The 26,410-nt window shown below is 38.1% G+C and carries 23 protein-coding genes; all 23 read right to left on the reverse strand.

The features are described from left to right. Window positions 1-57: 57 nt before the first annotated feature. The 23 genes from rbfA to topA all read right to left on the reverse strand — a co-directional run bounded on the left by rbfA (window position 58) and on the right by topA (window position 26,343). The gene (gene rbfA, locus C564_RS0105635; RefSeq protein WP_018764703.1) at window positions 58-414 is read right to left on the reverse strand and encodes a 30S ribosome-binding factor RbfA; all 357 of its coding nucleotides are present in this window, start codon (window positions 412-414) and stop codon (window positions 58-60) included. Window positions 415-429: 15 nt separating this feature from the next. After that, a complete protein-coding gene (locus tag C564_RS0105640; RefSeq protein ID WP_018764704.1) occupies window positions 430-711 on the reverse strand; it encodes a DUF503 domain-containing protein in 282 nt (93 codons plus the stop codon). After that, window positions 708-2,774 (reverse strand): translation initiation factor IF-2, encoded by a 2,067-nt coding sequence (infB, locus tag C564_RS0105645; RefSeq protein ID WP_018764705.1) that lies wholly within the window; start codon window positions 2,772-2,774, stop codon window positions 708-710. Before infB ends, C564_RS0105640 begins: the two co-directional genes overlap by 4 nt. A gap of 4 nt (window positions 2,775-2,778) precedes the next feature. Next, window positions 2,779-3,090, reverse strand: coding sequence for a YlxQ family RNA-binding protein (locus C564_RS0105650; RefSeq protein WP_003199515.1), 312 nt, complete (start codon window positions 3,088-3,090; stop codon window positions 2,779-2,781). Next, a complete protein-coding gene (gene rnpM, locus C564_RS0105655; RefSeq protein ID WP_017151265.1) occupies window positions 3,091-3,363 on the reverse strand; it encodes an RNase P modulator RnpM in 273 nt (90 codons plus the stop codon). Window positions 3,364-3,374: 11 nt separating this feature from the next. Continuing rightward, entirely contained in the window at window positions 3,375-4,475 is a 1,101-nt protein-coding gene (nusA, locus tag C564_RS0105660; protein WP_003199512.1) for a transcription termination factor NusA, read from the reverse strand. 17 nt (window positions 4,476-4,492) lie between these two features. After that, on the reverse strand, window positions 4,493-4,963 hold the full coding sequence (gene rimP / locus C564_RS0105665; RefSeq protein WP_018764706.1) for a ribosome maturation factor RimP: 471 nt from the start codon (window positions 4,961-4,963) through the stop codon (window positions 4,493-4,495). A gap of 334 nt (window positions 4,964-5,297) precedes the next feature. Continuing rightward, window positions 5,298-9,599 carry a PolC-type DNA polymerase III gene (locus tag C564_RS0105670; RefSeq protein WP_018764707.1) on the reverse strand — a complete coding sequence of 1,434 codons (4,302 nt, stop codon included), beginning with the start codon at window positions 9,597-9,599 and terminating at the stop codon, window positions 5,298-5,300. A 125-nt stretch (window positions 9,600-9,724) separates the two neighbouring features. Next, a complete protein-coding gene (locus C564_RS0105675; protein WP_003208159.1) occupies window positions 9,725-11,425 on the reverse strand; it encodes a proline--tRNA ligase in 1,701 nt (566 codons plus the stop codon). Between the two features lie 152 nt (window positions 11,426-11,577). Then, the gene (gene rseP / locus C564_RS0105680; protein WP_018764708.1) at window positions 11,578-12,834 is read right to left on the reverse strand and encodes an RIP metalloprotease RseP; all 1,257 of its coding nucleotides are present in this window, start codon (window positions 12,832-12,834) and stop codon (window positions 11,578-11,580) included. Between the two features lie 17 nt (window positions 12,835-12,851). Further along, the gene (gene dxr / locus C564_RS0105685; protein WP_018764709.1) at window positions 12,852-13,994 is read right to left on the reverse strand and encodes a 1-deoxy-D-xylulose-5-phosphate reductoisomerase; all 1,143 of its coding nucleotides are present in this window, start codon (window positions 13,992-13,994) and stop codon (window positions 12,852-12,854) included. Between the two features lie 20 nt (window positions 13,995-14,014). Next, window positions 14,015-14,806, reverse strand: a complete 792-nt coding sequence (locus tag C564_RS0105690; RefSeq protein ID WP_018764710.1) for a phosphatidate cytidylyltransferase — start codon at window positions 14,804-14,806, stop codon at window positions 14,015-14,017. 17 nt (window positions 14,807-14,823) lie between these two features. Beyond that, window positions 14,824-15,600 carry an isoprenyl transferase gene (gene uppS, locus C564_RS0105695; RefSeq protein WP_006095735.1) on the reverse strand — a complete coding sequence of 259 codons (777 nt, stop codon included), beginning with the start codon at window positions 15,598-15,600 and terminating at the stop codon, window positions 14,824-14,826. Window positions 15,601-15,685: 85 nt separating this feature from the next. Beyond that, window positions 15,686-16,243 (reverse strand): ribosome recycling factor, encoded by a 558-nt coding sequence (gene frr, locus C564_RS0105700; protein WP_003199493.1) that lies wholly within the window; start codon window positions 16,241-16,243, stop codon window positions 15,686-15,688. Between the two features lie 2 nt (window positions 16,244-16,245). After that, window positions 16,246-16,968 (reverse strand): UMP kinase, encoded by a 723-nt coding sequence (gene pyrH / locus C564_RS0105705; protein ID WP_003199491.1) that lies wholly within the window; start codon window positions 16,966-16,968, stop codon window positions 16,246-16,248. A gap of 66 nt (window positions 16,969-17,034) precedes the next feature. Continuing rightward, entirely contained in the window at window positions 17,035-17,922 is an 888-nt protein-coding gene (gene tsf, locus C564_RS0105710; RefSeq protein WP_018764711.1) for a translation elongation factor Ts, read from the reverse strand. 102 nt (window positions 17,923-18,024) lie between these two features. Then, window positions 18,025-18,726, reverse strand: a complete 702-nt coding sequence (gene rpsB, locus C564_RS0105715) for a 30S ribosomal protein S2 (protein ID WP_018764712.1) — start codon at window positions 18,724-18,726, stop codon at window positions 18,025-18,027. 361 nt (window positions 18,727-19,087) lie between these two features. Further along, on the reverse strand, window positions 19,088-19,867 hold the full coding sequence (gene codY, locus C564_RS0105720) for a GTP-sensing pleiotropic transcriptional regulator CodY (RefSeq protein WP_000421292.1): 780 nt from the start codon (window positions 19,865-19,867) through the stop codon (window positions 19,088-19,090). 77 nt (window positions 19,868-19,944) lie between these two features. Beyond that, complete coding sequence (hslU, locus tag C564_RS0105725) at window positions 19,945-21,336, reverse strand: ATP-dependent protease ATPase subunit HslU (protein WP_003199484.1); 1,392 nt, start codon at window positions 21,334-21,336, stop codon at window positions 19,945-19,947. Window positions 21,337-21,358: 22 nt separating this feature from the next. Further along, on the reverse strand, window positions 21,359-21,901 hold the full coding sequence (hslV, locus tag C564_RS0105730) for an ATP-dependent protease proteolytic subunit HslV (RefSeq protein ID WP_003199482.1): 543 nt from the start codon (window positions 21,899-21,901) through the stop codon (window positions 21,359-21,361). 42 nt (window positions 21,902-21,943) lie between these two features. Continuing rightward, window positions 21,944-22,843, reverse strand: coding sequence for a tyrosine recombinase XerC (gene xerC, locus C564_RS0105735; protein ID WP_016133222.1), 900 nt, complete (start codon window positions 22,841-22,843; stop codon window positions 21,944-21,946). Window positions 22,844-22,908: 65 nt separating this feature from the next. Further along, the gene (gene trmFO / locus C564_RS0105740) at window positions 22,909-24,213 is read right to left on the reverse strand and encodes an FADH(2)-oxidizing methylenetetrahydrofolate--tRNA-(uracil(54)-C(5))-methyltransferase TrmFO (RefSeq protein WP_003199478.1); all 1,305 of its coding nucleotides are present in this window, start codon (window positions 24,211-24,213) and stop codon (window positions 22,909-22,911) included. Window positions 24,214-24,264: 51 nt separating this feature from the next. Continuing rightward, on the reverse strand, window positions 24,265-26,343 hold the full coding sequence (gene topA / locus C564_RS0105745) for a type I DNA topoisomerase (RefSeq protein ID WP_016115962.1): 2,079 nt from the start codon (window positions 26,341-26,343) through the stop codon (window positions 24,265-24,267). Window positions 26,344-26,410 lie beyond the last annotated feature (67 nt).

Raw genomic sequence — 26,410 nt, forward strand, 5'->3', positions numbered from 1 at the left:
CACTTGTATGCAAAACTTACTTTCCATTGAAAAAATGGATAGACAAATGTCTATCCATTATTCTTCACGTTTACCGTCTTTATTAATTTCATGTAAAAGCGTATCAATTCTATGTCCATAAGCGATAGACTCATCAAATTCAAAGGTAATTTCAGGTGTTTTACGAAGACGAATACGCTGCCCAATTTCAGCACGAATAAATCCTTTTGCCTTCGCTAAGCCTTTTAATGTATTTTCTTTCTGTTGTTCGTCTCCTAAAACAGAAATATATACTTTGGCAATCTGTAAATCCCCACTTACTTGCACATCTGTTACCGTCACAAAACCAATACGTGGATCTTTAATTTTGCGACTGATAATTTCGCCTAGTTCTTTTTTCATTTGCTCGCCTACGCGATTTGCACGTAGCTTCATAACTAATCACCTCATTCAATACCATTCCAATTGTGTTATCGTACGTTCAATCTCAGGAAACGAGTCAACATACGCAAGTACACGATTCATTTCTTTTTCGCAGACAACACGATTTGAGGATACGGAAACGATTGCAATTTCTGTACGTTGCCATACATCCTGGTGTCCAACTTCTGAAACAGATACATTGTACCTTTGTTTCACACGAGTTAAAATACGCTGTAAAATTGCTCGTTTCTCTTTTAAAGAATGCACATCATAAATCATACACTCAAATGAGAGTGAAGCGATAATCATCGCTTCACTTCTTCCATAATGTACGCCTCAATGATGTCCCCTTCTTTAAGATCATTATATCTTTCAATTGTGATACCACACTCATAGTTTTGTGCAACTTCTTTTACGTCATCTTTGAAACGTTTTAACGTATCAAGCTGTCCTTCGAAAATAACTACGCCATCACGAATGATACGTACGCCGCTATCACGTGTGATTTTACCATCAGTTACATAACAGCCTGCAATTGTTCCAACTTTAGTAACTTTGAATGTTTGACGAACTTCTGCTTGACCAATTACTTTTTCTTCGAATTCAGGATCCAGCATACCTTGCATTGCTGCTTCAATTTCTTCGATTACTTTGTAAATAATGCGGTGTAAGCGAATATCAACATTTTCTAATTCAGCTGTACGTTTCGCGTTTACATCAGGACGTACGTTAAATCCAATCACGATTGCATTTGATGCAGAAGCTAAAATAATATCAGATTCTGTAATTGCACCTACGCCTGTGTGAATGATTTTTATTTTTACGCCTTCAACATCAATTTTGCGAAGTGATGCTGCCATTGCTTCTACAGAACCTTGTACGTCCGCTTTCACAATTAAGTTAATTTCTTTCATTTCGCCTTCTTGAATTTGTTGGAATAAATCTTCAAGGCTTAATTTAGATTTTTCACCACGTTGTGCAAGCAATGCTTGTTGTGCACGTGATTCACCGATTTGGCGTGCTTTCTTCTCGTCAGCAAATGCCATAAAGCGATCGCCTGCTTGTGGTACTTCATTTAGACCTGTAATTTCAACAGGAGTAGACGGACCAGCAACTTTCACACGACGACCAATATCATTTACCATCGCACGAACACGTCCGAATGATGTACCAACAACAATTGGATCTCCTACTCGAAGTGTACCGTTTTGCACAAGTAATGTTGCGATTGTTCCTTTACCTTTATCAAGCTGTGCTTCGATTACAGTACCAGCTGCATAGCGATTTGGATTTGCCTTATATTCTTCTACTTCACTTACAAGAAGAATCATTTCTAACAGGTTGTCAATTCCTTCGCCCTGAATCGCAGAAATTGGTACGAAAATTGTATCTCCGCCCCAAGCTTCTGGAACTAATTCGTACTCTGTTAACTCTTGCATTACGCGGTCTGGATTTGCTGATGGTTTATCCATCTTATTCACAGCAACGATAATTGGTACTCCAGCTGCTTTCGCATGGTTAATTGCTTCAACTGTTTGTGGCATAACACCGTCATCAGCTGCAACAACAAGAATTGTAATATCTGTTACTTGTGCACCACGTGCGCGCATTGTTGTAAACGCTGCGTGACCTGGTGTATCTAAGAACGTAATTTTTTTGTCATTTACTTCAACTTGGTATGCACCAATATGCTGTGTAATTCCACCAGCTTCGCCAGCAGTTACTTTTGAATTACGAATAGAATCAAGCAGTGTTGTTTTACCATGGTCAACGTGTCCCATAATTGTAACAACCGCAGGACGTTCTTTTAAGTTTTCTTCATCGTCTTGCTCGTCCATGAAAGTTTCAAATTCTGTTTCGCTAACAATCACTTCTTCTTCTACTTCAATACCGTAATCACTAGCAATTAGCTCAATTGTATCTTTATCTAAATCTTGGTTAATTGTCGCCATAATACCTAGCATAAAGAGCTTTTTAATAAGTTCAGATGGCTCTTTTCCTAGTTTTTTTGCAAGTTCACTTACTGTAAGAGAACCGGTGAAAGTAACTTTATCCGGTGTCTCTACTATTTGTGTTGGTTGTCTTCCAGCAAAGTTTTCTTGACGTTTGTCTTCATTTCCTTTGCCTTTTTTCTTCTTCTTATTGCTGTTCTTTTTGCTGCGAACAACTTTTTCTTCTACTTCAAACTCATCTGCAACAGAAGGTTTTTCTGCTCCAGTATTATATTGATTATCTAAATTATTTACTACTTCATCGTCTAACATTGTCATATGATTGGAGACCTCAATATTCATTTCTTTTAGTTTTGTAATAATATCTTTACTTGAGACATTGTGTTTCTTCGCATATTCATACACTCGAATTTTACTCATACCTTCACCCCCGGTAAGTTGTATCGAGCATGCTACGCAGCTTTTTCGCAAAGCCCTCATCTAACACGGCTACAACGACTCGCTCATCTCTCCCAATCGCATGCCCTAATTGTTGTCGATTTTCGACTTTTTTCATTGGTACGTTGTAGTACGTTGTTTTATCAGTAATACGTTTTGTTGTGTTCGCTGACGCATCTTCAGAAAGCAATACAAGCTTTGCTTTGCCACTTCGTACCTCTTTTAAAACGAGTTCTTCACCCGAAATTATTTTTCGAGCACGGTTTGCTAGTCCTAAAAACGATTTCCAATCGGACACTTATTTCGACTCCTTCTCAACAAGCTCAAGGAGCTCTTCATAAAGAGAACTGTCGACCTTCGCTTTTAGATGATGTTCCAAAATATTTTTCTTTTGCGCTTGGATGATGCATTCCTTGTCTTTTGACAAATATGCACCACGTCCTGATTTCTTTCCAGTTAAATCAATAGACACTTCGCCCTCTTTGGAACGAACAATGCGAACGAGCTCGCGTTTTGATTTCATTTCTTGCGTTGCAATACATTTTCGTAACGGAACTTTTCGATTGCTCATACTCATCACCTCTATTCGATTTCATCTTCAACTGAATCGAATGCGATCATGTTGTCTTCTTCTGTTACAATGCCAAGTTGCTTCGCATCAGACTCGCTCTTAATATCAATTTTCCAGCCTGTTAATTTTGCTGCAAGACGTGCGTTTTGTCCACGTTTACCAATTGCTAATGAAAGCTGATGGTCTGGAACAACAACAGTTGTTGCTTTTTCCTCTTCATTCACAAGTACTTTTACAACTTGTGATGGGCTTAAAGCATTTGCTACATATTCAATTGGATCATTCGACCAGCGAACAATATCAATCTTTTCACCTTTTAGTTCATCTACGATGCGTTGTACACGTTGACCTTTTGGACCTACGCAAGAACCTACTGGATCAACATCGATATTCTCTGCATATACAGAAATTTTAGAGCGGTCGCCTGCTTCACGTGCTACCGAACGAATTTCTACAGTTCCATCGTAAATTTCCGGCACTTCAATTTCAAATAAACGTTTTAAAAGACCTGGATGTGTACGTGATACATAAATTTGTGGTCCTTTTGTCGTTTTTTCTACTTTTGTGATGAACACGCGAATGCGATCATGTGGTTTATATTGTTCGTTAGGCATTTGCTCACTTACTGGTAGTAGTGCTTCTACTTTTCCTAAGCTTACATAAATAAAACGAGCATCTTGACGTTGTACAATACCAACCATGATGTCTTCTTCACGATCACTAAATTCTGAATAAATAACACCGCGTTCCGCTTCACGCACACGTTGTGTTACAACTTGTTTTGCAGTTTGTGCTGCAATACGACCAAAATCTTTTGGCGTTACTTCAATTTCTAATACATCGCCATCTTGATAGTTCGGATTGATTTGTCTTGCTTCTTCTACAGAAATTTCAAGACGTGGGTCAAACACATTATCAACAACGTCTTTACGTGCTAAAACTTGAATTGTTCCCACTTCTGGATTAAAGCTAACACGAACGTTTTGTGCTTGGTTAAAATTGCGTTTATAAGCAGAGATTAAAGCTGCTTCAATCGCATCAATAATAATATCTTTGCTAATACCTTTTTCTGATTCTAATACGAGCAAAGCATCTAACAACTCAGTGCTCATGAAGATCCCCCTTCTTACTAAAACGTAACAGCAAGTCGCGCATTCGCAACTTTGTCCATTGGAATTTGAATTTCTTTTTTACGTGTTTTAATTGTTAATAGTAGTGTAATTGTTGTACCATCGTAGGATAGTAGCTTTCCTTCAAACATCTTTTCACCATCGATCGGCTCATATGTTTTAATTGCCACTTGCTTTCCTACCGCTTGCTGGAAGTCTTTTTCTTTCTTTAATGGGCGTTCCGCTCCAGGAGATGATACATCCAAAAAGTAAAGATGAGGAATTGGATCCTCTTTATCTAAAGCTTCGCTTAAACGTTCACTTACCGCTCCGCATTCTTCAATGTCTACTCCTGTCTCTGAATCGATGGATACGCGTAGGAACCAGTCTTTTCCTTCTTTCACATATTCTACATCTACAAGTTCAAGATTTAACTCTTCAACAATCGGCTGCGCAAGTGCTTCAACAACTTCTGTGACTTTCTTATCCATAAACAGCCTCCTTTCTGCCGCCATGTACCATTTGAAAGAAAAAATCCGCCCTATTTAAAACGGTCTATCTTATTCTTTCTTGTTAGCTAACAAAAGCCCCTGCCATTAAGCAGGGAATATCTGTCTTAGTATTACCAAATTTAAGAAGTAAAACTTGTAACAAAATATGTATATACGACAGAAATGTCTCACCTACATCCATAGATAAAACATAGATAGTAACACGAAAGAGTGGGTTTCCCCACTCTTCTTTTCGCAAAATATACATGACATGGTTATCTCGGTTAATAGTATACCATAGCAAATAACGATTTGCAAAGATTTTTCCTGCCTGTTAGAACAGTGATAATTGGTTTTTATCCGGTAGATCTCCTAAACAACCTTGGCTATCTAAATACTCAATGATTGTTCTAGAAAGCTTACTACGTTGTTGCAAATCTTCTTTTGATAAAAACTCACCATTTCCACGTGCTTCCACAATACTTAAGGCCGCATTTGTACCAAGACCAGGTATCGCATTAAATGGAGGAATTAACGTATCTCCATCAATAATAAAGTCAGTTGCATGTGAACGATATAAATCAACCTTTTGGAATGAATAACCACGTTCACACATTTCAAGTGTCATTTCTAACACTGTTAGTAAACTTTTCTCTTTCGGCGCTGCATCCAATCCTTTTTGTGCAATTTCATCAATTCTTGCACGGATTGATGCCGAGCCTTTGACCATCGCATCTACATCAAAATCATCTGCACGTACTGTAAAATATGCTGCGTAGAACAAGAGTGCAAAGTGTACTTTGAAGTAAGCGATACGTACAGCCATAAGTACATAAGCAGCCGCATGGGCCTTAGGAAACATGTACTTAATCTTTTTACAAGAATCAATATACCAACTAGGTACATTGTTATTACGCATTTCCTCTTCCCACTCTTCTGGTACACCTTTACCTTTACGCACCGATTCCATGATTTTAAATGCTAAGGATGGATCTAATCCTTGATAAATCAGATAGACCATAATATCATCACGACAACCGATAACTTCACTCAGTGTACATGTACCGTTATAAATGAGTTCGTTAGCATTACCAAGCCATACGTCTGTACCATGGGATAGTCCAGAAATTTGGACAAGTTCTGAGAATGTTGTTGGCTTTGTTTCCTCTAACATCTGCCTTACGAATTTTGTACCAAACTCCGGTATACCTAGTGTACCGGTTTTACAATTAATTTGTTCTTCTGTTACACCTAAAGATTCTGGTCCAGAGAAAATCTTCATTACTTCTGGATCATCTGTTGGTATTGTTTTTGGATCCACGCCGCTTAAATCTTGCAGCATACGAATAACGGTCGGATCATCGTGTCCCAGAATATCCAGTTTTAATAAATTATCATGAATAGAATGGAAGTCAAAGTGTGTTGTTCTCCATTCTGCCCCTACTGAATCGGCTGGGAATTGAATTGGTGAAAAATCAAAAATATCCATGTAATCGGGCACAACAATAATTCCGCCTGGATGCTGCCCTGTTGTGCGTTTTACACCAGTACAACCAGCAACAAGACGATCAATTTCTGCATTTCGAATGGTTAAGTTATGATCAGATGCATACCCTTTTACATAACCATAAGCTGTTTTCTCCGCAACTGTACCGATTGTTCCAGCACGGTATACATAGTCCTCACCGAACAGTACTTTCGTATAGTTATGGGCACGTGGTTGGTACTCTCCGGAGAAGTTCAAGTCAATATCGGGAACCTTATCTCCTTTAAAACCAAGGAATGTTTCGAACGGAATATCATGTCCATCTTTTACATACGGGATATTACATGTTGGACACTCTTTATCAGGTAAGTCAAAACCAGAGCCTACAGAACCATCATTAAAGAACTCTGATTGCTTACAATTCGGACAGACATAGTGTGGCGGCAATGGATTTACTTCGGTAATTTCCATCATCGTCGCAACGAATGATGACCCTACCGATCCACGTGAACCTACAAGGTAGCCGTCAACCAGCGATTTTTTCACAAGCTTATGTGAAATTAAATAAATAACGGCAAATCCATGCCCAATAATACTTTTTAATTCTTTTTCCAAACGTGCTTCTACGATTTCTGGCAATTCTTCACCGTAGATGCTGCGTGCCATTTTATAACTCATGTCACGTGTTTCATCATCAGCACCTTCAATTTTCGGTGTATATAGGTCATCTTTTACTGGATGAACATCACCAATTAACGATGCGACCTTTTGTGTATTCGTCACAACAATTTCTTTTGCTTTCTCTTCTCCTAAGAATGAGAAGCAATCTAACATTTCATTTGTTGTACGGAAATATACAGGCGGTAATGAATGACGATTTAATGGATTTGCCCCGCCCTGCGAACTTACTAAGATTTTGCGATACATTGCATCTTCTGGATCTAGATAATGCACATTCCCTGTAGCAACAACAGGTTTATCTAACGTTTCACCTAGTTTTACTAAGTTAGAAATAATTGTTTTTAACTGTCCTTCATCTCGAACGAGTTCACGTTCTACTAAATGACGCAACACTTCCGGAGGCATAACCTCAATGTAATCATAGAACTGCGCAATCTCTTCTACCTCTTCAGGAGCCTTTTGCATCATCGCTTCAAATACTTCACCCTTATCACAAGCAGTACCAACTAATATACCTTCGCGATATTTTTTTAATAAAGAACGTGGTACCCGTGGTACGCGGTAAAAGTAATTCAAATGAGAATATGAAACAAGCTTATATAAATTTTTTAAACCAACATCTGATGTTGCAAGTAGTGTCATATGACTTGGACGTCCACGTTTATACGCATCCCCTTGCCCCATGCTGTCATTTAATTGATCATGATATTCAAAACCTTTTTCAATGACATCTTTTAACATTTTCACAAGTAAATAACCTGTTGCCTCTGTATCATAAATTGCACGGTGATGTTGCGTTAATTCAATATCAAGCTTTTTACACATCGTATTTAAACGATGATTCTTCATCTCTGGGAATAAAAATCTAGCTAACTCCAATGTATCAATAACTGGATTTTCCGGCTTGTCTAAGCCACATTTCTTAAACCCAACATTTAAGAATCCCATATCAAAACTTGCGTTATGGGCAACAAGTGTATGGTCACCCATCCATGATTCGAACTTTTTAAATACTTCTCCTACTTCTGGTGCATCCGTCAACATATCATCTGTGATACCTGTTAATTCAATAATTGTTGCTGATAATGGTTGATGCGGATTTGCAAAAGATTCAAAGCGATCGATAATTTCGCCGCCTTTCACTTTTACAGCGGCTAATTCAATAACCGTATCATATACAGCTGATAGCCCTGTCGTTTCAACGTCGAAAACAACGTATGTTTCATCTGCAAGTAGTCGATGAGTCTCATTATAAGCAATAGGAACACCGTCATTTACTAAATTGGCTTCTACACCATAAATGACTTTTACACCGGCTTTTTTACCAGCGGAATACGCTTCTGGGAAAGACTGTGCAACAGCATGGTCTGTAACAGCGATAGCCTCATGTCCCCATTTTCCAGCTTGAGCAACAAGCTTAGATACCGATGTAACAGCATCCATTTGACTCATTGGGGTATGCAAATGAAGCTCTACCCGTTTTTCTCCTTCAGGTGCTTTATCTTTACGAGAAGGCCCTGTTATTTCGTTAATATCGTTCGCAATCATTACTAAGTCACGAACAAACGTATCGTTTTGGACCGAACCTCGCGCTTTTACCCACATTCCTTTTTTTAAGGATTGCAGCATCGGAATATCTTCTTTATCACGTGAGAACATTTTAATCATAATAGAATCCGTATAATCCGTTATTTTTAACGTTAATAACGTACGTCCACTACGCAGCTCTTTTGTTTCCACATTGAAGACATAACCTTGAACAGTTTTTCTTCTTTCTTCATCTTGAATTTCGCGTAGCGGTGTAATCTCTTCATCAGGTTTAATAAGGTAACCGAGTACAATCGGCCCTTCATGTACAACATCACTTTCTTCAGCTTGCTTCTTGGCCATTTCTTCCATAGCTTGTATAACACGCTGACGATCTTCTTGCTGTGTTTGTTCACGAAATTTTTGAACTTCCTCTTCGTTTTGCTTTATATTTGTTTCAAGCTGAAAACGTGGAAATCCGAAAACTTCATATTGATCCCCTACCGACTTCGCAAGATTTTTCTTTAGCGCAGTAGATTCTAACTCATTATTCACATCAAGTAACAACTTCACTCCGTTTACATGCGGAAGTTGCTTTTTTAAATACGCAAACATAGGTGAAAAAGTAATTCGATCTGTACAAAGTGGCCAATATGCTTTGACCTCTTCTTCTGTAAATTGTTTATTCTCTGTTTCTAGTGCAAATGACGTTTTTGCAATATGTGAAAATGACTGCTTGAGCTGTGTTTCTAACAGTTCATATAATTCTGTTGGCAAAATACGTGGCACTTGTAAATCAAAATGCCAACTCTTATTTGCTTTATCAACAACTAGCCTTTGAATACCGCCACCTTGTAAATATTGATTGATAAGGTCTTCAGGCATTTGCAGCTGTTGGAGCAAAATTTGAAATCGCTCTTGTTGTTCGCTTGTTAATGACATAAGCAACCTCCTTCCATCTGCTATTATAAATTGAAACGTTCCGCAAAGAAAGATTTCTTCCTTTTAACTGATTATTTTTTATTTTACATAGAAATAGAAGGTACCTCACCTGGAGGTACCTCTTCTTATTTCAAAATATTAGCAATGTATGCATGAAGTTCTTCTACCTTTACTTCTGCAGATTCATTTGTAGCACGCACTTTTACTTCAACAATGCCTTCATCAGCTTTTTTACCAACTGTTACTCGAACTGGAAGACCAAATAAGTCTGCATCAGCAAATTTAACACCTGCACGCTCTGCACGATCATCTAACAATACTTCATAACCTTGTTCTTGTAATGAATTGTAGATCGTTTCACCTACTTCACGCTGTGCATCAGACTTCATGTTTACTGGAATTACATGTACATGGAATGGTGCAACAGCTTTTGGCCAAACCAAACCATTTTCATCGTTAAATTGCTCAGCGACTGCCGCAACTGTGCGAGATACCCCGATACCATAGCATCCCATGATAAGTGGCTTCGTTTTTCCATTCTCATCTAAGAACGTTGCATTCATTGCTTCGCTATAACGTGTACCTAATTTAAACACATGTCCAACTTCGATACCACGAGCAAAACGGATTGTCCCATTTCCATCTGGAGATTGATCTCCTTCTTGAATGAAACGTAAATCTGTATATTGACTCACTTTGAAATCACGCTCTGGATTTACATTTATATAATGGAATCCTTCTTCGTTTGCACCACAGCAACCATTTACAATTGCTGCTACAGCATGGTCAGCAATGACTTCAATGTCTCCTGTTACACCAATTGGTCCTAAAGAACCAACTTCGCAATTTAACAGTTCTCTTACCTCTTCATGTGAAGCAAGTTCAACAACTGAAGCACCATAGACATTCTTCACTTTTACATCATTTACTTCATGATCCCCGCGAACAAGTACAACAACAAACTTTTCATCGACTTTAAAGACCATAGATTTGATGCAATTTGACGCTTCCATATTTAAGAATGCAGAAACCTCTTCAATTGCTTTTTGATCTGGCGTTGCTACTTTTTCAAGTGCTTTTTCTGCTTCATCGCTTTTTGCATAGGAAGCAACAACAGGTGCCATTTCAATATTTGCTGCATAATCAGATGTATCAGAATACGCAATTGTATCTTCTCCTACATCAGATAATGCCATAAATTCATGTGTATCTTTACCACCCATTGCTCCAGAATCAGCAATAACCGCACGGAAATTCAATCCACAGCGAGCGAAGATATTAGAATATGCTTGGTATAGGCCACTATAAACTTCATCCAAACTTTCTTGTGTCGCATGGAAAGAATAAGCATCTTTCATTAAAAATTCTCTTCCGCGTAATAAACCAAAACGGGGTCTTTGCTCGTCACGGAATTTTGTTTGGATTTGATATAATGTTAACGGTAGCTTTTTATAAGATTTAATTTCATCACGTACAAGGTCTGTAATAACTTCTTCATGCGTTGCTCCTAGTGCAAACTCACGATCATTACGATCTTTCATACGCATTAACTCAGAACCGTAAGAATACCAACGACCTGATTCTTGCCACAATTCAGCTGCTTGTAATGCTGGCATTAATAATTCTACAGCTCCTGCTCGTTCCATCTCTTCTCGAACAATACGTTCCACTTTATGCAATACTTTTAGCCCCAGTGGTAAAAAGCTGTAAATACCAGAAGCATTTTGACGCATGAATCCTGCACGAAGTAGCAATTGATGACTTTTAATCTCAGCATCGGCTGGTACTTCACGTAATGTAGGACTAAATACCATACTTTGTTTCATCTATTCGCACCTCTTTAATTTACTCTAATACGCAGTAAAACCCCCCACCTCAAATTAGGTGAGGGATTACGACTCTAAGAGTTTTATTCATTTCATTCACTATTCACAAAAAACATCGTGAATTTTATACTTACTACAAGTTTCACTTTATTTTACAAGAAAAATCTCCGAATGTCATTCCACGTTACAACTAACATAAGTAACATCAATAACGCAAAGCCAATAAAATGAACCATTCCTTCTTTTTGGCGATCAATTGGTTTCCCACGCAAAGCTTCAATTAAGAAGAAGAACAAGCGTCCTCCATCAAGAGCAGGAACCGGTAATAGGTTGAATAGACCGAGGTTTATGCTTAAAACAGCCGCCAAACTAAGAACACGAATAAAGCCATAATCTACTACTTGGTCTGTTAAATTATAAATTCCTACGGGACCTGATAAATCATTAATAGAAAACTGACCCGTCACTAGTTTTACAAGGGAATCAAAAATTAATTTTGTCCATGTATACGTCTGCTCAAAACCTGATTTAATAGAACCAAAAATAGATTTCTCTACAGGCGAGTATACACCAATTCTACCAACCTCTTCTTTCCCCTCTTTATCAGCTGATGGCGTTACTTTTACATTCAATTGTTCGCTGTCACGTTTTACATGAAGCGTAATTTCTTTATTTGGGTGTTCACGTACAATCGTGACAACATCTTTCCATGTATTCGTGTCTTTCCCATCGATTGCTTGAATCGTATCATCTTGTTTCAATCCTGCTTGTTCTGCAACACTATCCTTCATTACTTTCCCAACCATTGGCTTATCAACAGGAATACCTTGTACCAATCCAATGATAACAAAAATAACAAATGCAAGAATGAAGTTCATAGCAGGACCTGCAAAGATTGTTAATGCTCGCTGTCCTAGCGTTTTAGAACCAAATTGTCTGTTAAACGGGGCGATTTGTATTTCTTCTCCTGCTGAAACAATACGAGCTTTTTCACTCACACGGAATGTTTGCAATTCCTCCTCGTATTCTTCGTAACCAGCAATTGTGAGATTGTGTTCCAAATCAGCTTGCTCTACTTCAATCACGCGAACATTCGGATACTTTTCGCGCCCGTCTAAAACTAATTTCATAACTTCTTCGTTTTCATTTAACACGAGTCCAACTTTTTTTCCTGGTTTTAATTCAACCGTTTCTGCATCCTCACCAGCCATTCTAACATAGCCTCCAAGAGGTAGCAGCCGAACTGTATAAACTGTTTCATTCTTTTCAAATGAAAATATTTTTGGTCCAAAACCAATTGCAAACTCGCGACATAAAATACCCGCTCTTTTTGCGAAATATAGATGCCCTAGCTCATGGAAAAATACGAGTGCACCGAAAATTAATATAAAGGCAATCGCTGTATTCAATTCCATAACCACCTTTGCTAAATTTGTTCCATCACAAACCGTCTTGTGGCCGCATCAATTTCCTGAATTTCTTCTAAGCTCGGACGTGCAATGACATTGTGATGGTGCATTGCTTTTTCAATGAGGTCTTCTACTGTTAAGAAACCAATTTTCTTTTGTAGAAAGGCTGCTACAGCTACTTCATTTGCTGCATTCATAACAGCTGGCATGCTCCCGCCCATCTTTCCAGCTTCATATGCAAAACGTAGGCAACGGAAACGATCTTGATTCATTTGTTCAAAATGCAGTGTTCCAATTTTCCATAAATTTAACTGTTTTGTATCTGAGAGAGGTAATCGATCTGGATATGTAAGTGCATATTGAATTGGTACACGCATATCTGGTGAGCCGAGCTGTGCCATTACACTACGATCTTCAAATTCAACCATAGAATGAATAATGCTTTCTTTATGTAAAACAACATCAATTTGCTCATAAGGTATGCCGAAAAGCCAATGCGCTTCAATTACTTCCAGCCCCTTATTCATCATTGTAGCAGAATCAATTGTAATTTTCGAACCCATTGACCAGTTTGGATGACGAAGCGCATCTTCCACAGTCACATGTTGTAATTCATCTCTCGTTTTATCGCGGAAACTCCCACCTGAAGCAGTGATAATTAAGCGAGAAATTCGCTTTTCATTTTCTCCATTCAAACATTGAAAAATAGCCGAATGCTCACTATCTACTGGAAGTAACGGCACATTATGTTTGCGTGCAGCTTCCATTACAATATGTCCCGCAGTTACTAATGTTTCTTTGTTTGCAATTCCAATTGTTTTTTTCGCCTCAATTGCACGGAGTGTTGGTAACAACCCTACACTACCTACAACAGCATTTATTACAACTTCTGCACTTGGGTGAAGAGCTACCTCTAATAGTCCTTCGTCACCATATACTACTTTTGTATTTCCAGAAACTGATTGTAACCTTACAACATCTTCCTCTCTTTGTACAGAAACAAGCTGAGGAGAAAATTCTTGAATAACTTTTACTGCGTAGTCAATATTTTTCCCTACAGAAAAAGCAACGAGACGGAATTGGTCTGGGTGCGAGCGTACTACATCTAAAGTTTGCGTCCCTATTGATCCGCTTGCCCCTAATAAACTAATGTTTTTCATGACTCCAACCCCTCGTTTTATTATGAAATGAAATGTAAGAAGTGTAAAATCGGTAATACGAACAACCAACTATCTGTTCGATCTAAGATTCCACCATGTCCAGGTAAAATTGTACCTGAATCTTTCACACCGTAATGGCGTTTAAAAGCAGATTGTACTAAATCACCGAGTTGTCCAAAAATGGAGATTGCAATTGTAACAATTATTAACATCCCAACGTTCCCTTGAACTTGGAAAAACATATTGTATACAAAAGCAACGACAATCCCACAAACAATACCACCTAGTGAACCTTCTATCGTTTTATTCGGACTAATTTCTGGCCACAATTTTCTTTTTCCGATTGCTTTCCCTATGAAATATGCACCTGAATCAGTTGCCCAAATGACAAATAACGCATAAAATACAAAATGGATTCCCGCTATTCTCGTTTCATTTAAATATAAGAATCCCATTGCAACATACGTTGTTGCCATAAGTAAAAAAGAAGCATTGTCAAAAGTAAATGTATTCTTTGAAAGGACTGTATATGATAAAAGTAATAAAACAATCACAAATGTGATTTCTAGTTTATCTAATCCAATCCAATTGAACACTCCTGATGCATTACTTGGAACTAAAATACTCCACAATAATAATGCGGCTAAAACTGTTGGCACCGAAATAAGTGTAAGCTTGTTCATACGAATTAATTCATATAATCCTATAGAAGCAAGTGCATACACTAAAACTGTAAAAGGCACGCCACCGTAAATTACGATGGGAATGAACAGCGCGGCAGCAATCACTCCAGTAATAATTCTCTGTTTCACTACCAAACCCTCTCTTTCTACACGCCTCCGAATCTGCGCCCTCTATGTTGAAAGTCTGTAATCGCATTTAGCAAATGTTCCTCGGTAAAATCTGGCCAATACACATCTGTAAACCAAAGCTCCGAATACGCAATTTGCCATAGCATGAAATTACTAATACGTAGCTCCCCACTTGTACGAATAAGCAAGTCTGGGTCAGGTAAAGAGCTTGTCATTAAGTATGAAGAAAGCATTTCTTCATTTACATCTTCTGAACGAACTTTCCCTTCTTCGCTATCTTTCATCATATGTTGCACAGCAGAAACGATTTCATCGCGACTTCCATAGTTTAACGCAAAATTGAGAATTAATCCCGTGTTCTCTTTTGTATCTTCCATGGCTTTTTCCATCGCTCTGCGCGTATGCGTAGGAAGACGATCTTTTTGTCCAATTACTCGAACTTGTACATTTTCTTCAATTAATTCTGGTAAAAATGCACCTAAAAATTCTTCTGGAAGCTTCATTAAATAATCGACTTCCTTTTTCGGTCTTTTCCAATTCTCAGTAGAAAAAGCATAAAGAGTCAGCACTTTCACATCAAGTTTACTAGCAAATTTCGTAATTTTTTTTACTACTTGCATTCCTTCATGATGTCCGGCAATGCGGGGCATTGCTCTTCTCTTTGCCCATCTTCCATTACCATCCATAATGATCGCAATGTGCTCTGGTATATGTCCCTTTTTCACTTTTTCAATGAGATGATCAAACGATGTGACCTTTTTACCTTTAAAAAAAGGAAACTTTTTAAACATCATTCATACCCTCCAACAAGCAGACGTATGTCTAAAAGTGTAAAAAGACCCCCTTAAGAAGAGGGTCATATTTGCGAAGGTATCGCTATTACACTTCCATGATTTCTTTTTCTTTGTTTTTTGCGATTTCGTCAACTTTTGCAATATATTTATCTGTTTCTTTTTGGATATCTTCTGTATATCCTCTTAAGTCGTCTTCTGTAATATCTCCAGCTTTTTCAAGCTTTTTAAGATCATCATTAGCATCACGACGTACGTTACGAACTGCTACTTTTGCTTCTTCAGCATATTTCTTAACAGTTTTCACCAGGTCTCTACGACGTTCTTCTGTTAATGCAGGGAATGCAATACGAATTACTGATCCGTCGTTAGAAGGATTTAGACCTAAATCAGCTTTTAAAATTGCTTTTTCAATATCACCGATAGAAGTTTTATCATACGGCTGAATAACAAGCAAACGTGCTTCAGGAACTGTAATGTTCGCTAATTGCACAACAGGTGTTGGTGCACCATAATAATCAACTTGTACTTTATCTAATGCAGACGCGCTTGCACGACCAGCACGAACTGAAGCTAATTCGCGAGAATAAGCAGCAACTGCTTTTTCCATTTTTTCATTTGCAGCTTTTAATACTTGTTGTCCCATTTTTATTTCCCCCTTACAATTGTTCCAATATTTTCGCCTAAAACGGCACGCTTAATATTACCTTTTTCCATAACCGAGAATACAATTAATGGAATATCATTATCCATACATAAAGAAGAAGCAGTAGAATCCATTACACCTAAACCTTCTTTTAATACATCTAAGTAAGTAAGTGTTTCATATTTCGTAGCTGTTGGGTCAATAGATGGATCTGCATTATATACGCCATCTACATTGTTTTTCGCCATTAAAATAACATCAGCTTCGATTTCTGCTGCACGTAATGCTGCAGTTGTATCTGTAGAGAAGTACGGGTTACCTGTACCCGCTGCAAAGATAACAACACGCTTCTTCTCTAAGTGACGAACTGCTTTGCGGCGAATGTAAGGTTCTGCCACTTGACGCATTTCAATAGAAGTTTGAACGCGTGTTTGAATTCCAATGTTCTCCAAGCTATCTTGAAGAGCTAATGAGTTCATAACTGTCGCTAACATGCCCATGTAGTCCGCTCCTGCACGGTCCATGCCCATTTCACTTCCAATTTTCCCACGCCAAATGTTACCGCCGCCAACAACAACAGCAACCTCTACATCAAGTTCTGCAATTTCTTTCACTTGTTCTGCAACTGACTTAATAACAGCTGGGTTAATTCCAAATCCTTGTTCACCAGCTAAAGCTTCTCCGCTTAGTTTTAAAACGACACGATCATATTTCGGTTTACTCATAATGAACCTCCAATTGCTTACATCTTTATTTTAAAAAAGGGAACACAATGTGTTCCCTAATCTGTATTAGTTGTTACCTTTTACTTGGTTCATTACTTCTTCAGCAAAGTTGTCTTCGCGTTTTTCGATACCTTCACCAACAGCGTAGCGAACGAATCCTTTTAATGTTCCGCCTTTAGACTCAACGAACTGACGAACTTTCATATCAGGGTTTTTAACGAATGCTTGGTCAAGTAAGCAAATCTCTTCAAAGAATTTACCTAGACGGCCTTCAACCATCTTAGCAACGATTTTTTCAGGCTTGCCTTCGTTTAAAGCTTGTTGTGTTAATACTTGACGCTCGTGCTCAACTTCTTCAGCTGTTACAGCATCGCGGTCGATGTATTTAGGGTTAACTGCTGCAATGTGCATTGCTACATCTTTAGCAGCCGCTTCATCTGTAGAACCTTCAAGAACTGTTAATACACCAATGCGTCCACCCATGTGTAGGTAAGCACCGAATGCATCTGCATCAGTTTTTGATACGATTTCGAAACGACGAAGTGTAAGTTTTTCACCAATTTTAGCGATTGCTTCGTTGATGTACTCTTCTACTGTTTTGCCGTTTGCAATTGTTTGAGCCATAGCTTCTTCAATGTTAGCAGGTTTGTTAGCTAATAAATGAGCAGCTAATTCTTTAATTAATGTTTGGAAACCTTCGTTTTTCGCAACGAAATCAGTTTCAGAGTTTAATTCTAAGATTAAACCTTCGTTACCGTTTGTTTCGATGAAAGTTAAACCTTCAGCAGCGATGCGGTCTGCTTTTTTAGCAGCTTTCGCAATACCTTTTTCACGTAAGAAGTCAATTGCTTTCTCCATGTCGCCGTTAGTTTCTGTTAAAGCTTTTTTGCAGTCCATCATACCCGCGCCAGTTTTTTCACGAAGTTCTTTTACCATTTGTGCAGTGATTGCCATATTTTTCATCCTCCTAAAATATGTATTTATACCTTTTGAAAAGGTGTTTATACCTTAAAAAAGGTGATAAAAGGCCGAACCCCTTATCACCTTTCAAATTTGTTACGCAGTAACAGTTTCTTCACCTTGTTTTGCTTCAAGGATCGCGTCTGCCATTTTAGATGTAAGAAGTTTTACAGCACGAATTGCATCATCGTTTGCTGGAATTACGTGATCGATTTCGTCTGGATCACAGTTTGTATCAACGATACCGATGATTGGAATGTGTAATTTGCGTGCTTCAGCAACTGCGATACGCTCTTTACGAGGGTCTACTACGAATAATGCACTTGGAAGACCTTTCATATCTTTAATACCGCCTAAGAATTTTTCAAGACGCTCTAACTCTTTTTTAAGTTGAACAACTTCTTTCTTAGGAAGTACATCGAATGTACCATCTTCTTGCATTCTTTCGATGTCTTTAAGACGCTTGATACGCTTTTGGATTGTTTGGAAGTTTGTTAACGTTCCACCTAACCAACGTTGGTTAACGAAGTACATACCTGCACGAGTTGCTTCTTCTTTAATAGCTTCTTGTGCTTGTTTTTTTGTACCTACGAATAAAATGTCGCCACCTTCAGCAGCGATGTTACGCATTACGTTGAAAGCTTCTTCAACTTTTTTCACAGTTTTTTGTAAGTCGATGATGTAGATACCGTTACGCTCTGTGAAAATGTAACGTTTCATTTTTGGGTTCCAACGACGAGTTTGATGTCCGAAATGAACACCAGCTTCAAGCAATTGCTTCATAGAAATTACTGACATAATTTAGTTCCTCCTAAATGGTTTTTGATATCCTCCGTTTACTTCATCTTTAAGCGAAACTACAAGCGTAGCACCAACACTTAAATCGGTAAACGTGTGTACTTTGTACTGACACCACTGCTTACTATATCATAATGAAATATTACAATCAAGTCGAAAATGCGAACAATGTAAAACTTTCTTTTTAATTATGATTTTACTCATCTATTTCTCAATTCTAACTTCAGTATTACCACTCTTCCTTTACTTTAAGCAGCCGTACCTAATAAAGCAAAACTACGGCTTTTTCCCCATCAGAACGCAATGAATCTTTTAGAAAATAAAAAAGCTCTCCTCACATGAGGAGAGCTTCCCTTAACAATTAGTTTGTTTTTAATTTAGCAAGTTCATGTAAAAACTTGTCGTTTAATACTTTAATGTATGTTCCTTTCATACCTAAAGAACGAGATTCAATAACGCCTGCACTTTCTAATTTACGAAGTGCGTTTACGATTACAGAACGAGTAATTCCTACACGATCAGCAATTTTACTTGCAACAAGTAAACCTTCTGTTCCATTTAATTCTTCGAAGATGTGCTCAATTGCTTCTAACTCACTGTATGATAACGAGCTAATTGCCATTTGAACGACCGCTTTACTACGCGCTTCTTCTTCGATTTCTTCCGCTTTTTCGCGTAAGATTTCCATACCTACTACAGTTGAGCTGTATTCAGCAAGAATTAAATCATCATCTAAAAATTCTTGACCTAGACGCGCTAACACTAGTGTACCTAGACGCTCACCGCCACCAACGATCGGTACAATTGTAGTTAAACCTTGACCGAATAATTCTTTGTTTTCTACAGGGAATGCTGTAAATTGACTGTTTACATCTAAGTTTGAAGATGTTTCTGTAACGTTGAATAGGCTTTGTGTATACTCTTCTGGGAATTGACGCTCTGCAAGCATTTGTTTCATGCGCTCATTCTCGATTTGTTGGTGAATTGCATATCCTAATAATTTACCACGACGACTTACAACGAATACGTTTGCTTCAATTACTTCACACATTGTATCTGACATTTCTCTAAAGTTTACAGGCTTTCCTGCTGCGCTCTGTAATAACGCATTTAATTTTCTCGTTTTTGCTAATAATTCCATTTCAAAAGTTCCTCCTACATGTTACTTACATATTTTTTCATCACTTGGAAACTAGGGCGAGTCACCTGATGACACTATTACAAAATAAACTGGCTCACATCTTTATTTTTAGCAATCGTTGCTAATTTTTCCTCTACATATTGAGGTGTTATCGTTATTTTCTCTAACGTAATCTCAGATGCTTCAAACGATAAATCTTCAAGAAGTTTCTCCATAATGGTATGAAGTCTTCTCGCTCCAATATTATCCGTATCTTGATTAACTTGATAAGCAATCTCAGCAATCTTACGAATAGCTTCGTCAGAAAATTCAATTTCTATACCCTCAGTTGCTAATAATGCTATATATTGCTTCACTAAAGCATTATCAGGTTCTACAAGAATTTTAACAAAATCATCTACCGATAATTTTGTTAATTCCACTCGAATCGGGAATCTTCCTTGCAGTTCTGGAATTAAATCAGACGGTTTGGACATATGGAAGGCACCAGCCGCAATAAATAAAATATAGTCTGTTTTCACCGATCCATATTTCGTTGCAACGTTCGATCCTTCTACAATTGGCAAAATGTCACGCTGTACACCTTCACGCGATACATCCACGCTATTCGACTGCTTACCAGCAATTTTGTCAATTTCATCAATAAAAATAATCCCGAGCTGTTCAGCACGATAAACAGCCTCTTGTGTAACTTCATCCATATCAATTAAGCGCTGTGCTTCCTCATTTGTCAAGACTTTTCTTGCTTCTTTTACAGAAAGTTTACGTTTTTTCGTTTTTTTCGGCATAAAACTTCCTAATGCATCTTGGAAATTCATCCCCATTTGCTCCATACCAGTACCTTGCAACATATCAAACATAGAAGACTGTTGTTCCGTCACTTCAATCGATACAATTTCATCTTCAAGTAAACCTGCGGCAAGTTTCTTTTCAACTTCTCTGCGCTTCTTTTCAATTTCTGTGTCATCTTGTGTTTCAGATGTCTGATTCGCATTTTGATTTCCACCAAATAACATCTCTAACGGATTTTTGAATCCGGATTGTTTTTGCGGACTTGGCACCAAAATTTCAACAAGCCGTTGATTTGCTTGTTCCTCAGCCTTATCTTTAACCTTGACGACCATTTCTTCTTTTACGATGCGAACTGAAGTTTCTACAAGGTCACGCACCATAGATTCTACATCTCGACCGACATATCCAACTTCTGTGAATTTCGTCGCTTCAACCTTAATAAAAGGTGCTCCAACGAGCTTCGCCATTCGTCGTGCTACCTCTGTCTTTCCGACCCCTGTCGGTCCAATCATTAAAATGTTCTTCGGAGCAATTTCATCGCGTAAATCTTCCGCTAATTTACTGCGACGATATCGATTTCTAAGCGCTACTGCAACCGCTTTTTTCGCATCTTTTTGACCAATAATATATTGATCCAATTTTTCTACAATTTGACGCGGAGTAAAATGTAAATGCATATAAAATGCCTCCCTTACGATTCTACAATTCTTCCACAATAATGTTGTGATTTGTATACACACAAATGTCACCAGCAATTTCTAAACTTGCTTTCGCAATTGCTTTTGCTGTTAAATGTTCACTCGCATGTTGCTTTAAAGCGCGGCCAGCTGCAAGCGCATAATGTCCACCTGAACCGATTGCTAAAATGCCATCATCCGGTTCAATTACTTCTCCTGTTCCTGAAACAAGAAGTAACGTTGTTTGATCCATAACGATTAACATCGCTTCCAATTGACGCAGCATTTTATCACCACGCCATTGTTTCGCCATTTCAACTGCAGCACGTTGTAAATTTCCATTATACTCTTCTAACTTCCCCTCAAACATTTCAAAAAGAGTAAACGCATCCGCAACGGAACCTGCAAATCCAGCTAACACCTTCCCTTGAAATAGCTTTCGAACTTTTCGTGCTGTGTGCTTCATCACAACAGCATTGCCAAATGTCACTTGTCCGTCGCCGGCCATAGCACACTCTCCATTATGGTGAATGGCAAATATCGTTGTAGCGTGGAAATTTCCCATAGAAAAAACTCCTTTATATGTTTTTATAGCTTTAAAAGCAATTTATGCCCGCGGGTGATGCTTCATGTAAACAGAACGCAATCTTTCTTTTGAAACATGCGTATAAATTTGTGTCGTTGATAGATTTTCATGACCCAATAACTCCTGCACAGTTCGTAAATCTGCACCTTCATCTAACATATGTGTAGCAAATGTATGCCTTAACATATGTGGACTTATTCGCATTGTAAGAGAAGCTTTCTTAATGAGCTCATTTAAAATATAACGAACACCGCGATCCGTTAACGGCTTACCCTTTGCATTTAAAAACACCATTTGAGAATGTTCCTCTGTTTTTTTAGCTAACTGTTTTCTACCGTTTTCTATATAAGTAATTAAAGCATCTTGGGCATAACTTCCAAACGGAACGTACCTTTGTTTTTTGCCTTTTCCCGTCACTAGAATTGTCCCTACCGAGAAATCAATATCAGTAAGTTGTAAACTTACACATTCACTCACACGGATTCCCGTTGCATACATAAGCTCTAATAAAGCTTGATCCCTTTGACCAAGTGGTGTTTTTACATCAGAAACTTCAAACAATTTCTCCAATTCTTCAACATACAAAAACTTTGGGATTGACAGTTCTTTTTTGGGGAGTGACGCAAGTGCAAACGGATTATCTTCTCGATATCCTTCACGCATCAGAAAACGATATAAACTTCGTAAGCTCGATACTTTTCTTGCGACAGATTTACGGGCTAGCTTTTCATCGTGTAATGTCGTTAAGTACAAACGAACATCTACGTATGTAACGTCTAAAAAAGAGGATATGCCTTCTCGCTCCATAAATTGCACAAAATGTTCTAAATCATTTTGATAACTTGCAATTGTATATTTTGAATAATTTCTTTCAATTTGTAAATATCCAACGAATAATTGTAACAATTTCTTCACATTCACATAACTCACCTCAATAAAGGCTACTAAATCGTATCACAACTCAGTAGCCTTTGCAAGAAATTTAACTAAATATTTACAAAATTTTGAATCGTCTCTAAAGCGCGTGTTGCGTATGCTTCATTTCGCTCTTGTTTCTTTTTAATTTTCTTTTCTAATGGCGCAAATAAACCAAAGTTTGCGTTCATCGGTTGGAAGTTTTTCGCATTAGTTGCAGTAATATAATTCGCCATACTGCCCATTGCTGTTACAGGAGGTAATACAACAGGCTCTTCTCCCTTTACAAGACGAGCTGCATTAATACCTGCTAACAGCCCTGAAGCAGCCGATTCTACATATCCTTCTACACCTGTCATTTGTCCAGCAAAGAATAAATCATCACGATGTTTATATTGGTATGTTGGACGAAGTAATCTTGGTGAATTAATAAACGTATTACGATGCATTACACCATAGCGTACAATTTCTGCATTTTCAAGTCCAGGAATCAATTGTAATACTTCTTTTTGAGGTCCCCACTTTAAATGTGTTTGGAACCCAACAATATTGTATAACGTTCCTGCTGCATCATCTTGACGTAATTGAACAACAGCATATGGCGTTTTACCTGTTTTCGGATCTTCCAGCCCCACTGGTTTCATCGGTCCAAATAACAATGTCTGTCTACCACGGCTTGCCATTACTTCTACAGGCATACAACCTTCAAAGAATACTTCTTTCTCAAATTCTTTTAATGGCACTGTCTCTGCAGCAATTAAAGCATCATAAAAACGATCGAACTCTTCTTCTGTCATTGGGCAGTTTAAATAAGCCGCTTCTCCCTTATCGTAACGAGATTTTAAATATACTTTGTTCATATCAATGCTTTCTTTTTCCACAATTGGTGCAGCTGCATCATAGAAATAAAAATAATCTTCACCCGTTAACTCTTTTAACTGTGCAGAAAGTTCTGGAGATGTGAGTGGACCTGTCGCGATAACAGTTGGTCCTTCTGGAATTTCTGTCATTTCTTCGTTCATCACAGTTACGTTTGGATGATTTTTCACATACTCCGTTACTTTTGCTGCAAATTCATGCCGATCAACCGCTAATGCTCCTCCTGCTGGCACAGAACACTCATCTGCCGCACGGATAATAACAGAGTCCATTTTGCGCATTTCTTCTTTAATGACCCCAACAGCATTTGTTAATGTATTTGCACGAAGTGAGTTACTGCATACTAACTCAGCAAATTTATCTGTGTGATGAGCCGGCGTTTGTCTTACTGGTCTCATTTCATATAATTTTACCTGAACACCACGTTTTGCAATTTGATAAGCTGCTTCACTTCCTGCAAGACCTGCGCCAATGACGTTTACTACTTGTGTTGTCATGTATTTATCACCTTTCCTTTTCTATCCCGAAAAAAATGTGAGCAGTTACGCTCACATTTGTTGTTCTTCTTCATAATCACAAGAAATACATTGTACTTGAACGCCTTTTTTCAGCTTCTTCTCTACGAGCATACCTTCACATTTCGGGCATTTCCGGCCAATCGGTTTATCCCAAGATACAAAGTCACATTCTGGATATGTGCCACATCCATAGAAAAGACGTTTCTTTTTATTACTTCGACGTTCAATAATTTGTCCTTTATCACATTTCGGACAAGTTACACCGATTTCTTTCACAATCGGTTTTGTATTGCGACAATCAGGGAAATTAGAACAAGCCATAAACTTCCCGTATTTGCCCATTTTAAAGACCATTGGGTGACCGCATAATTCACAATCTTCCCCAGCAGGTTCATCTTTAATTTCGACTTCACGCATCTCCTTTTCCGCTTTTTCTAAGCGGGGTTCAAAGCCTACGTAGAAATCATCAACAATTTTCACCCAATTTGCTTTCCCCTCTTCTACTTCATCAAGGTTTTGCTCCATATTGGCCGTAAATTCAATGTTAATAATTTCTGGGAAAAACTCTAAAATAAGTTCAATTACAATTTCTCCAAGTTCAGTCGGAACAAAGCGTTTATTGTCTAACGCAACATATCCTCGCTTCTGAATCGTTTCAAGTGTTGGTACGTAAGTAGACGGTCTCCCGATTCCAAGCTCTTCAAGCATCCTAACTAAACGGGCCTCTGTATAACGTGGTGGCGGCTGCGTAAAGTGCTGCTTTGGATCCATATCTTTTGAAAATACAGTTTCTCCTATTTCTAAAGGAGGCAACATTTTATCTTTTTCTTCCGCACCATCATCTTTCGATTCTACGTAAACTTTCATAAACCCTGAAAATTTCACTACTGAGCCACTTGCACGGAATTGAACGTTATTATTAATGAGTCTAGCTGTAACAGTATCCATTACAGCAGATGCCATTTGACTTGCAACAAATCGCTCCCAAATCAATTTGTACAAACGATGTTGATCACGGCTTAAGAAACTTTTTAGTTCCTCTGGCTTTCTCATTACCGAAGTTGGACGAATTGCTTCATGCGCATCTTGTGCATTCGCTTTTTTCGTTTCCTTCTTCTTCTCTGTCCCTATGTATTCTGAACCAAACGCCTCAGTAATATAAGAGCGAGCTTCCTCTTGAGCAGTTTCCGATATACGCGTTGAGTCTGTTCTCATATACGTAATAAGACCTACGGTTCCCTGTTTACCAATATCTATCCCTTCGTATAGCTGCTGCGCAAGCATCATTGTCTTCTTTGCTCGCATATTTAATTTACGTGCAGCTTCTTGTTGTAAAGAAGACGTTGTAAATGGTAATGCAGGATTACGTTTCCGCTCTTTTTTCGTTACATTTTCAACTGAAAACGCATTGTCTTTCATTGTTTCAATTATGTCTTTTACTTGCGCTTCATTTGTTAATTGAACCTTTTCTCCATTCACACCATAAAAAGATGCTTCAAATGTGTCTTTTCCTTTGACAAATTCTGTTTTAATTGTCCAGAACTCTTCCGGAATAAAACTTTGAATTTCTTTTTCACGATCAATAATTAAGCGAACCGCTACAGATTGTACACGTCCTGCACTTAATCCCTTTTTGACTTTCTTCCATAATAAAGGACTAATATTATAACCAACAAGGCGATCAAGTATCCGTCTTGCTTGCTGTGCATCTACTAAATCCATATTAATTGCACGAGGATGCTTAAATGACTCTTTAATCGCATCTTTTGTAATTTCATTAAATACAACCCGGCAATCTGATTCAACATCCACATTTAGCGTATTCGCTAAATGCCAAGCGATCGCTTCTCCTTCGCGGTCTGGATCGGCCGCGAGATAGACTTTTTTTGCTTTTTTTGCTGCTGATTTTAAATCTTTTAAAACAGGACCTTTACCACGGATGGTAATATACTTCGGGGTGAAATTATTTTTTACTTCTATCCCCATTTGACTTTTAGGCAAATCGCGAACATGTCCCATAGACGCGACGACTTTGTATTTTTTCCCTAAATATTTCTCAATGGTTTTCGCCTTAGAAGGCGACTCCACGATTACGAGGTAATCTGACATGCTAGTGCCTCCTTAAGAGGTGGATTCAAGTCTTCATTAATCTTATTGATTTCTCTTGTTTTTGTCA

It is taken from the genome of Bacillus sp. 105MF, from assembly GCF_000374885.1.
Lineage (GTDB): Bacteria > Bacillota > Bacilli > Bacillales > Bacillaceae_G > Bacillus_A > Bacillus_A pseudomycoides.

Excerpts from the sequence above, each read along its gene's own strand:
- frr (WP_003199493.1), bottom strand. The coding sequence starts at position 16,243 with ATGGGACAACAAGTATTAAAAGCTGCAAATGAAAAAATGGAAAAAGCA.
- nusA (WP_003199512.1), bottom strand. The coding sequence starts at position 4,475 with ATGAGCACTGAGTTGTTAGATGCTTTGCTCGTATTAGAATCAGAAAAA.
- infB (WP_018764705.1), bottom strand. The coding sequence starts at position 2,774 with ATGAGTAAAATTCGAGTGTATGAATATGCGAAGAAACACAATGTCTCA.
- rimP (WP_018764706.1), bottom strand. The coding sequence starts at position 4,963 with ATGGATAAGAAAGTCACAGAAGTTGTTGAAGCACTTGCGCAGCCGATT.
- hslV (WP_003199482.1), bottom strand. The coding sequence starts at position 21,901 with ATGGGAAATTTCCACGCTACAACGATATTTGCCATTCACCATAATGGA.
- pyrH (WP_003199491.1), bottom strand. The coding sequence starts at position 16,968 with ATGAGTAAACCGAAATATGATCGTGTCGTTTTAAAACTAAGCGGAGAA.
- rnpM (WP_017151265.1), bottom strand. The coding sequence starts at position 3,363 with ATGAGCAATCGAAAAGTTCCGTTACGAAAATGTATTGCAACGCAAGAA.
- tsf (WP_018764711.1), bottom strand. The coding sequence starts at position 17,922 with ATGGCAATCACTGCACAAATGGTAAAAGAACTTCGTGAAAAAACTGGC.
- codY (WP_000421292.1), bottom strand. The coding sequence starts at position 19,867 with ATGGAATTATTAGCAAAAACGAGAAAATTAAATGCGTTATTACAGAGC.
- C564_RS0105675 (WP_003208159.1), bottom strand. The coding sequence starts at position 11,425 with ATGAAACAAAGTATGGTATTTAGTCCTACATTACGTGAAGTACCAGCC.
- hslU (WP_003199484.1), bottom strand. The coding sequence starts at position 21,336 with ATGCATTTACATTTTACTCCGCGTCAAATTGTAGAAAAATTGGATCAA.
- rbfA (WP_018764703.1), bottom strand. The coding sequence starts at position 414 with ATGAAGCTACGTGCAAATCGCGTAGGCGAGCAAATGAAAAAAGAACTA.
- uppS (WP_006095735.1), bottom strand. The coding sequence starts at position 15,600 with ATGATGTTTAAAAAGTTTCCTTTTTTTAAAGGTAAAAAGGTCACATCG.
- C564_RS0105640 (WP_018764704.1), bottom strand. The coding sequence starts at position 711 with ATGATTATCGCTTCACTCTCATTTGAGTGTATGATTTATGATGTGCAT.
- dxr (WP_018764709.1), bottom strand. The coding sequence starts at position 13,994 with ATGAAAAACATTAGTTTATTAGGGGCAAGCGGATCAATAGGGACGCAA.
- trmFO (WP_003199478.1), bottom strand. The coding sequence starts at position 24,213 with ATGACAACACAAGTAGTAAACGTCATTGGCGCAGGTCTTGCAGGAAGT.
- C564_RS0105670 (WP_018764707.1), bottom strand. The coding sequence starts at position 9,599 with ATGTCATTAACAAGCGAACAACAAGAGCGATTTCAAATTTTGCTCCAA.
- topA (WP_016115962.1), bottom strand. The coding sequence starts at position 26,343 with ATGTCAGATTACCTCGTAATCGTGGAGTCGCCTTCTAAGGCGAAAACC.
- rpsB (WP_018764712.1), bottom strand. The coding sequence starts at position 18,726 with ATGTCAGTAATTTCTATGAAGCAATTGCTTGAAGCTGGTGTTCATTTC.